Origin of the sequence: Sulfitobacter sp. HI0129, from assembly GCF_001635395.1 — a bacterium.
GTDB lineage: Bacteria > Pseudomonadota > Alphaproteobacteria > Rhodobacterales > Rhodobacteraceae > Sulfitobacter.
In genome coordinates, this window is the sequence record NZ_LWGH01000587.1 from 1 (window position 1) to 8763 (window position 8763).

Below are 8763 nucleotides of genomic sequence, written 5' to 3' on the forward strand. Positions count from 1 at the left end.
AGCCCTGAAAACGGCTCGTCCATCAGCATGATGCGCGGGCGCGGCGCCAGCGCACGGGCCAGCGCGACCCGCTGCTGTTCACCCCCCGAAAGCTGATGCGGATAGCCGTCGATGAACCGCTTCAGGTCCACCCGGTCGAGCAGTTCCTCGATGCGCGCGCGTTTTTCTGCCTTCGTGCCTTTCTTGAGGCCGAAGCCGACGTTGTCGGCCACCGAAAGGTGCGGGAAAAGCGCGAAGTCCTGAAACATCAGGCCAATCTCCCGCCGCTCGGGCGGGACGCGAAAGATCGTGTCGCAGATCAGCTTGCCATCGACGTGGATCGTGCCGCTGTCCTGCATCTCCACGCCCGCGATCATCCGCAGCGTCGTGGATTTGCCGCAGCCGGACGGCCCCAGCAGGCAGGTCACCTGCCCCGGCATGATCTTCAGCGACACGTCGTCGACCACTGCCCGGCCGCCGTAGCTGCGGCGCAGGTTGCGTATTTCCAGCCGGGGAACGTCTGCTGTCATGGGCCGCGGGGTATCCGATAAAATCACTCGGAAACCCAGCTATCAGCCCCGCCGCGCCCCCGCAAGCACCGCCGCGAAACCGAGCGCCAGCACCACCACGCAAATGACAAGCAATTGCTCATACTTGTGCCCCTCGGGCAGGATGGCGGCCACAGCCGCCCAGCCGCGGCCGAAGTAGGCCACCGCCCCGGCCATCGCCACCGCGAAGGCCACCGCGTAGGACCAGAAAGGCACGCGGCGCCCCATCACCAGCCCCACGATCAGCACGGGGGTCAGGAACATGGAGGCCGTACCGCTCACCGCGACGGCATCGAAAAGGGTGGCGTTACCCCAGAGCGTCAGGAGCATCCCCGCCACCATGAAGACGACCATAACCACCCGTCCCCCGTTCAGGGTACGCGGGGCAAGGCCCAGTTCCTCCACCACGAGGCGCGCGGCCGAGGCGAGGGCCGAATCCAGCGTGCTGAGGGCCGAGACCAGAAGCGACAGCATGAGTGCGATGAAAACCCACGACGGGAACATCGCGGCCCATGTGCCGATCAGCTCGCCCTCGTAGGCGGCACCAATCAGTCCGGCCTGAATGCCGAAGAATCCGAAGCCGATGATGCAGAGCGCCGAAATCCAGAAGGCATGCAGAAAGGAGGCCCGTGTCGTTACCGGATCGGCTAGAAAGCCCCGGTCCATCATCACCGGGTCATGGGCGGGATAGGAAAAGACCTGCAAGAGCGCCACCGCCAGCAGCACCCAGCCGTTCCACGCTCCGGCGGTGCCCGGCGCGGTCAGCACGGCACCGAGATCGAAGGCGGGGGTCGCGACCAGCGCCGTAAAGGCCAGACCGAACACGACGAGGAAAACCCCCATCTGGATGACATCCGTCCGCAATGCCGCCGAAAGCCCGCCCCAAGCGGAATAGGCAAGCCCGAGCGCCGCCACGATGACGATGGCCGTCGTGCCGCTGCCCGCAAGTGCCGCGTTGAAAATCAGGCCGACCACCAGCAGGTTGGCGAAAACCTCGGACAGCAGGCGCAAGGCGATCACGGCGTTGTAGCAGCCGTTGCCCGCCGTGCCAAAGCGCGCGCCGATCCAGTCCTGTACCGACCGCGCGCCCTGTGCCCTCAGGCGTGCGACAATGAAACCGCCGGTCAGGAAGGAGCCGTAATAGGCGGCATAGGCCAGCGTTCCGGCAATGCCGTAGTAATAGCCGAGGATGGCCGCGTTCATCAGGCTGCGCGCGAAGATCCAGGTCGTCACCTGACTGAGGACGAGAACCCAGAGGCCCGGCGCTCGACCGTCGGCCCCGGCCCCGCTGAAAAAGCCCTCGATGCTCGCGCGGCGCGGGGCGGCCAGCAGGCTGGCAAGGATGATGGCACCGAAAACGGCGAAAAGGATGGCTGACTGCATGTGGATGTCCCCGTGAATCTCGGCGCAGGTTACCCATGCGCGGGGACCCGCGCCAGCCGTCTAAACGCTTATGTGATAATGGTTTCGGACGGGCGCGCGCGGCCAGTGGCGCGCGCCCCCCCGGCGTTACATGGTGATGTTGGTTGCACCACCGTCCAGCAGCAGGTTCTGGCCCACGATGAAGCCCGCGTGCTGCGAGCAGAGGAAGGCGCAGGCGGCCCCGAATTCCGACCGGCTGCCATAGCGCCCCGCCGGGATCGTCGCCGCGCGCTCTGCCCGCGCTTCTTCCAGAGAAATGCCCTTGGCCTTGACGACAGCGCCGTCGAGCGCATCGGCCCGGTCGGTTGCGTGAATGCCGGGCAGCAGGTTGTTGATCGTCACCCCTTTGCCGGCCACCTGACGGGAAGTTCCGGCGACATAGCCAGTCAGCCCCGTCCGGGCGGAATTCGACAGGCCCAGCACCGCGATCGGCGCGCGCACCGATTGGCTGGTGATGTTGACGACCCGGCCCCAGCCGCGATCCATCATGCCGGGGACGAAAGCTTTTATCATGGCGATGGGCGCCAGCATGTTGGCATCGAGGGCGGCGATGAAATCCTCCCGGTCCCAGTCGCTCCAGACACCGGGGGGCGGCCCGCCCGCATTGTTCACGAGGATATCGACATCCCCCGCGGCGGCGATCACCGCCTTCTGGCCTTCGGGTGTGGCGATATCGGCGGCCACGGTCGTGACCTCGACGTTGTATTCCTGCCGGATACGCTCCGCCGCCGCTTCCAGCGCCTCCGATCCCCGGGCGTTCATCACGAGGTTCACGCCCTCGGCGGCCAACGCCTCCGCGCATCCCAGTCCGAGCCCCTTGGAAGATGCGCAGACCAGCGCCCTCTTGCCCGTGATTCCCATATCCATGCGCGCTACTCCTTCGGTTTGGCGATTGCGCGCAGCATGCCCGGAACCGCCAGACAGTAAAACACCAAATCATTGACCCACGCCGGTCACAATCCTAGCTTATCCTGTCGGTCGATACCGCGCGAAAGGCCGCCCCGTGACGAGAACCAGACCAGCACCCGCCCAGAGCGTCCCGGTGTTCCGGGCCGGGGACATGTTTGCCAGCGACGGCGCGAACATGGGGGACAGGCTGTCCTTTGCCACGGAACTAGTGCTTGATGACATCTACCAGATCGAACCCGGCGCCCAGACCCGGCGGCTTTCGCTGGAGGACGCGCGCGGCGGGCTTTTCCGCGTTGCCGAAGACACCGATCTGGGCGTGCCGGGTGCGACGCTGCATCTTGATTCCGCGCTGACCTTCATGTCACCGGATGGGCAGACCACCGAAGCGATCCTGCTGGTGGAGGTGGATGCGCAGGGTCTCGCGTCCGGGATCTATCTGCTGCCCCTGACGGTTCTGGTGCCGCGTCTCGATTATCGGCTTGTCGGGATCGACACCGAAACCCAGCGGCAGAAGTTCGGTCAGGTTGGCGCGGTCTCCTTCGTCCGGGGCACGCATATCACCCTTTCCTCCGGGGAGCAGCGCCCGATCGAGGAATTGCAGGTGGGCGACCGGATCCTCACCCGCGATGACGGCGTGCAGAAAATCCGTTGGATCGGCCAGAATACCGTGCGCGCCGTCGGCGAATTCGCCCCCATCTGCATCCGCGCGGGAACGCTGAGCAATACGAATGATCTGATCGTCAGCCCCGAACACAAGCTCTTCGTCTATCAGCGCAACGATGAATTGGGCGCGGGCCGGTCGGAACTGCTGGTGAAAGCGCGGCATCTGGTCAATGGCGATAGCGTGCGGCGGCTCGACGGCGGGTTCGTCGATTATTTCCAGCTGCTCTTCGACGGTCATCAGATCATCTATGCCGAAGGCATCGCCGCGGAATCCATGCTGATCGACAGCCGGACAAAGGCGGTGCTGCCGCCCGATCTTTCCCGCGCTCTGGGTGAGGTCATCCCGGGCCATTCCGATCTGCCGCATGCGGGGCTGGATGTGAACGAGGCGCTGCTGCGCCGACCGGATGCCGCGGCCCTGTTGCGCAAGGCCTCTACCGGCTGACCGGAACAGCAGGCGTCAGCGGTCGCCGCCGGTATCCCACGAGAGGTTCATGATCTTCGTATCGAGCAGAAGCGGCTCCACCGCGCGGCGCAGCACGGCGTCCGATTCACCCTGTATCTCCACCGATACCTCCAGCGTGATGGGCCCCTTGCCTTCCTCCTGCGACCGGTCCAGCCCTTCGAGCCGGAAGATGGGCGGCACCAGATGCGCGAGCAGCAGGCTGCGCACATCGGCCTCGTCCTTCGGGCGGCAAGTCACCGTGATCCGCGCATCCATCGTCAGCGGCAGTCCGGCGGAGGTCTTGGCCTTGATGAGTTTGACGAGCGGGCGCAGGCCGAGGTTGACGAAAACGATCATCCCGGTCGCCATGACCGCAAAGAGCGGCGCGCTGGCCCCCGCGAGCAGGCCGACAGAGGCCGAACACCAAAGCGTTGCCGCCGTATNGAGCCCANGCACCGTGAACCCGTGGCGAAAGATGATCCCCGCCCCGAGGAAACCGATGCCCGACACCACCTGCGCCCCGACCCGCGTGGGGCTCAACTCGTCCGGATAGAGGCTGGAAAAGACGACGAAGCTCGCAGCACCAAGGGCCACGAGTGCGTTCGTCCGCAGCCCGGCCATGCGCTGACGCACCTGCCGTTCGGACCCGATCAGCCCCCCGCAAACGAGCGCCAGAAACAGGTTGAACGTGGCCGCGCCGAGGCCGATGGGCAGTATGAGATCGTTTTCCATAAGGCCTCATACCGCGGTCAAGCGGCACGTAACAGCGCCGAAACGACCGGTTGCCCCGCCGCGCCGACCGGTTCTGTCAGCCGTAAAAGAACTCCTCCCGCACAATGCGGCCCTGATCCACATGATAGACCGCGACCTCGCGCATGTCGAAATTCTCGTCCGTGTTCTTGTCGCGTCCCTGAACCTCGAAAATCACGGCAAATCGGTCATCCCCATGCAACATGGGATCGCTGATCGACCCGCCGGTCGCTTCCATGTTCGCCTCCCACCAGTCGTGTTTGGCGCGGATACCGTCCAACCCCTTGGTTTCGCGCCCCTGACCGGACTGATCGACCGCTTCCACCGAAACGGCATCCTCGGCGTAGAGTTTGGAAAGGTTTTCCTTCGCCCGGCCTTCGCGACAGCCGGTAACGAGCTCTTGTGCCACCTGCTTGATATCCATCTTTCGCTCCTTCATGTTCTCCCTATGTTCACGATACATCATTCGGCGCGATCCCGATAGGCTTTCATGTTCCGGCCCCGGGTGACCCAGCTTGCGCCGGAACCGGGCCGCCGATATATGCCACCCATGCTGGACACCGCCACAAACCGCCCCGACCTGCCCGCCGAAATCGCGCGGCGCCGCACCTTTGCGATCATCTCGCACCCGGATGCGGGCAAGACGACGCTTACGGAGAAATTCCTGCTGTTCGGCGGGGCGATCCAGATGGCCGGTCAGGTCCGCGCCAAGGGGGAGGCCCGGCGCACCCGGTCCGACTTCATGGCGATGGAGAAAGACCGGGGCATTTCCGTCTCCGCCTCTGCGATGTCTTTCGACTTTGCGACGAAAGACCGAAATTTCCGTTTCAATCTTGTCGATACGCCCGGGCACTCGGACTTTTCCGAAGATACCTATCGCACGCTCACGGCGGTGGACGCAGCTGTCATGGTGATCGACGGGGCCAAGGGCGTGGAAAGCCAGACCCAGAAACTGTTCGAGGTCTGCCGGATGCGGGATCTGCCGATCCTGACCTTCTGTAACAAGATGGACCGCGAAAGCCGGGACGTGTTCGAGATCATCGACGAGATCCAGCAAAACCTCGCCATCGATGTAACGCCCGCGTCATGGCCCATCGGCGTGGGCCGCGACTTTCTGGGCTGCTACGACATCCTGCGCGACCGGCTGGAACTGATGGACCGGGCGGACCGCAACCGCGTGGCCGAAAGCATCGAGATCAACGGGCTGGACGATCCCAAGCTGGAACAGCATGTGCCCGCCGCCCTGCTGGAGAAACTGCGCGAAGACCTCGAAATGGTGCGCGAGCTTATGCCGCCGCTCGATCCCGCACTGATGGCCGAAGGCTCGCTCACCCCGATCTGGTTCGGCAGCGCCATCAACTCCTTCGGCGTCAAGGAGCTGATGGAGGGTATCGCGCGCTTCGGTCCCGAGCCGCAGATACAATCCGCCGAACCGCGCCAGATCCTGCCCGAGGAACAGAAGGTCGCCGGTTTCGTCTTCAAGGTGCAGGCCAACATGGACCCGAAGCACCGTGACCGCGTGGCCTTCGTGCGGCTGGCCTCCGGCCATTTCCAGCGCGGCATGAAGCTGACGCATGTGCGGTCCAAGAAACCGATGAGCATCACCAACCCGGTGATGTTCCTCGCCTCGGACCGGGAACTGGCCGAAGAGGCCTGGGCCGGCGACATTATCGGCATCCCCAACCACGGTCAGCTGCGCATCGGCGACACGCTGACCGAAGGCGAGGCGCTGCGCGTCACCGGCATCCCGTCCTTCGCGCCCGAACTGCTGCAGGGCGTGCGGGCGGGTGATCCGATGAAATCGAAGCACCTTGAAAAGGCGCTGATGCAATTCGCCGAGGAAGGTGCCGCCAAGGTGTTCAAACCCTCCATCGGGTCGGGATTCGTCGTGGGTGTCGTGGGCCAGTTGCAGTTCGAGGTGCTCGCCTCCCGCATTGAGCTTGAATACGGGCTGCCCGTCCGGTTCGAGGCTTCGCAATTCACCTCCGCCCGCTGGGTGAACGGACCGAAACCCGCGGTCAACAAGTTCATCGAAAGCAACAAGCAGCACATCGCCCACGACCATGACGGCGATATCGTCTACCTCACACGGCTGCAGTGGGACATCGACCGGGTGGAGCGCGACTACCCCGACGTGCGGCTGACGGCGACGAAGGAAATGATGGTCTGATGCCGGCGGGCCCCGCACCGACCTGGGGTCTCGTCGCCACGATCCTCGCGCCGCCGCAGGAAATACTCCGCTTCGCCGCCTATCATCTGGAGGCAGGCGCGCATCGCCTGCACATCTACCTCGACGCCCCGTCGCCCGAGGCAGAGGCGCGGCTTTCGGCGCATCCGAAGATACGGGTCACCACCTGCGATGCCTCCTATTGGAAACAGCGCAGCGGCAAGCCCCCGGTCAAACATCAGGTGCGCCAGTCGATGAACGCCACCCATGCCTATGCCAAGGGGCCGGGTGTCGATTGGCTCATTCACATGGACGTGGATGAATTCCTCGTCTCCGACCCGCCCGTTGCCGCGATACTGGGCGCATTGCCAGCCGATCAGATGATTTCGCGGGTTCGCCCGATGGAGGCGCTCGCCGGGGCGGAAGGTCATTACAAGGCTTTCATCCCCCCCGGCCCTGCCCGCACCCGGATCGTTGAAGACATCTATCCGACATTCGGGCGATACGTGAAGGGCGGGTTCCTCAGCCATCTGGCGGGAAAGATCTTCATCCGCACGGGGCTGAGCGACCTGCGTCTTCAGATCCACAATGCCTTTCAGAATGGCGAGATGCTTTCGGGCCCGGAACAGCAGGCGGGCATCGACGTTGCGCATCACCATGCGAAGGACTGGGAGCAGTGGCTCGCGGCCTACCGCTACCGGCTTCAGAAAGGCTCCTACCGGGCCGAGCTGGGCAACCCGGCCCAAACGGGCGGCATGACGCTGCACCAGTTGTTCCAGACGCTGGAGGCCGAAAGGGGCGAAGCCGGATTGCGCGCCTTCTACGATGAGGTCTGCGCCGGTACGCCCGCCCTGCGCGAACGGCTGGCGCGGCACGGGCTGCACCGCCGCGCCGACCTGCAGCTCGATGCCTGCGTGGCCCGTCATTTTCTCGGCTGAGACGCCTTGGCGGCCATGCATTTGACCATCGGCGAAGTTCTTGATATCTGGGCGCGAACGTGCCGCGGCAAGAGCCGCCAATTGGGCCATTCGGGCCGGCGCGTATCGCTGCAGCGGGCCGAGTCAGTGTCCGCAACATACGGACACACATGACCAAATTTTCCGATCTGAACCTGAATCCCAAGGTGCTGAAGGCTATTGACGAGGCAGGGTATGAAACACCCACCCCGATTCAGGCCGGCGCCATCCCCCCTGCCCTCGAAGGCCGCGATGTGCTGGGTATTGCCCAGACAGGCACCGGCAAGACCGCCAGCTTCACGCTGCCGATGATCACCATGCTGGCCCGGGGTCGTGCCCGCGCGCGCATGCCCCGTTCGCTGGTGCTGTGCCCCACACGGGAACTGGCCGCGCAGGTGGCCGAGAATTTCGATACCTACGCCAAACACGTCAAGCTGACGAAGGCGCTGCTGATCGGCGGCGTTTCCTTCAAGGAACAGGACCTGCTGATCGATAAGGGCGTCGATGTCCTTATCGCGACGCCGGGCCGTCTTCTCGATCATTTCGAGCGGGGCAAGCTGATCCTGAACGATGTGAAGGTCATGGTCGTCGACGAGGCTGACCGGATGCTCGACATGGGGTTCATCCCCGACATCGAACGCATCTTCGGCCTGACGCCCTTTACACGGCAAACGCTCTTCTTCTCGGCCACCATGGCGCCCGAGATCGAGCGGATCACGAATACATTCCTCAGCAACCCCGAACGGATCGAGGTCGCCCGTCAGGCAACCACGGGCGAGAACATCGAACAAGGCGTGCTGATGTTCAAAGGGTCGCGCAAGGACCGCGAAGCCAGTGAAAAGCGCAAGGTTCTGCGGGCATTGATCGACGCCGAAGGCGACAAATGCACCAACGCGATCATCTTCTGCAACCGCAAGATGGATG

General features: G+C 64.3%; 9 protein-coding genes. 4 read left to right on the forward strand and 5 right to left on the reverse strand.

The features are described from left to right. The 3 genes from A3764_RS15665 to A3764_RS15675 form a co-directional block, all read right to left on the reverse strand. Window positions 1–509, reverse strand: a 509-nt coding sequence (locus A3764_RS15665) for an ABC transporter ATP-binding protein (protein ID WP_150122223.1), incomplete at its 3' end; no start/stop codon positions are given. Between the two features lie 42 nt (window positions 510–551). Beyond that, window positions 552–1910 carry a sodium:proline symporter gene (locus tag A3764_RS15670; RefSeq protein ID WP_067919128.1) on the reverse strand — a complete coding sequence of 453 codons (1359 nt, stop codon included), beginning with the start codon at window positions 1908–1910 and terminating at the stop codon, window positions 552–554. A 126-nt stretch (window positions 1911–2036) separates the two neighbouring features. Continuing rightward, on the reverse strand, window positions 2037–2816 hold the full coding sequence (locus tag A3764_RS15675; RefSeq protein WP_067919126.1) for an SDR family oxidoreductase: 780 nt from the start codon (window positions 2814–2816) through the stop codon (window positions 2037–2039). A 136-nt stretch (window positions 2817–2952) separates the two neighbouring features. Between A3764_RS15675 and A3764_RS15680 the strand changes: the two genes are divergently transcribed. Then, entirely contained in the window at window positions 2953–3966 is a 1014-nt protein-coding gene (locus tag A3764_RS15680) for a Hint domain-containing protein (RefSeq protein WP_082851177.1), read from the forward strand. 15 nt (window positions 3967–3981) lie between these two features. Here A3764_RS15680 and A3764_RS15685 read toward each other — a convergent pair whose 3' ends face one another. Together A3764_RS15685 and A3764_RS15690 are read right to left on the reverse strand one after the other, a co-directional pair. Continuing rightward, on the reverse strand, window positions 3982–4698 hold the full coding sequence (locus tag A3764_RS15685) for an MgtC/SapB family protein (protein ID WP_067951755.1): 717 nt from the start codon (window positions 4696–4698) through the stop codon (window positions 3982–3984). Window positions 4699–4774: 76 nt separating this feature from the next. Continuing rightward, on the reverse strand, window positions 4775–5140 hold the full coding sequence (locus A3764_RS15690; RefSeq protein ID WP_067919122.1) for a nuclear transport factor 2 family protein: 366 nt from the start codon (window positions 5138–5140) through the stop codon (window positions 4775–4777). Between the two features lie 126 nt (window positions 5141–5266). Here A3764_RS15690 and A3764_RS15695 point away from each other — a divergent pair, with 126 nt between their 5' ends. The 3 genes from A3764_RS15695 to A3764_RS15705 form a co-directional block, all read left to right on the forward strand. Next, a complete protein-coding gene (locus tag A3764_RS15695) occupies window positions 5267–6886 on the forward strand; it encodes a peptide chain release factor 3 (RefSeq protein ID WP_067919131.1) in 1620 nt (539 codons plus the stop codon). Continuing rightward, window positions 6886–7821 carry a glycosyltransferase family 2 protein gene (locus A3764_RS15700; RefSeq protein WP_067919120.1) on the forward strand — a complete coding sequence of 312 codons (936 nt, stop codon included), beginning with the start codon at window positions 6886–6888 and terminating at the stop codon, window positions 7819–7821. Before A3764_RS15695 ends, A3764_RS15700 begins: the two co-directional genes overlap by 1 nt. 149 nt (window positions 7822–7970) lie before the next feature. Further along, the coding region (locus tag A3764_RS15705; RefSeq protein ID WP_150122224.1) for a DEAD/DEAH box helicase at window positions 7971–8763 on the forward strand (793 nt) is incomplete at its 3' end.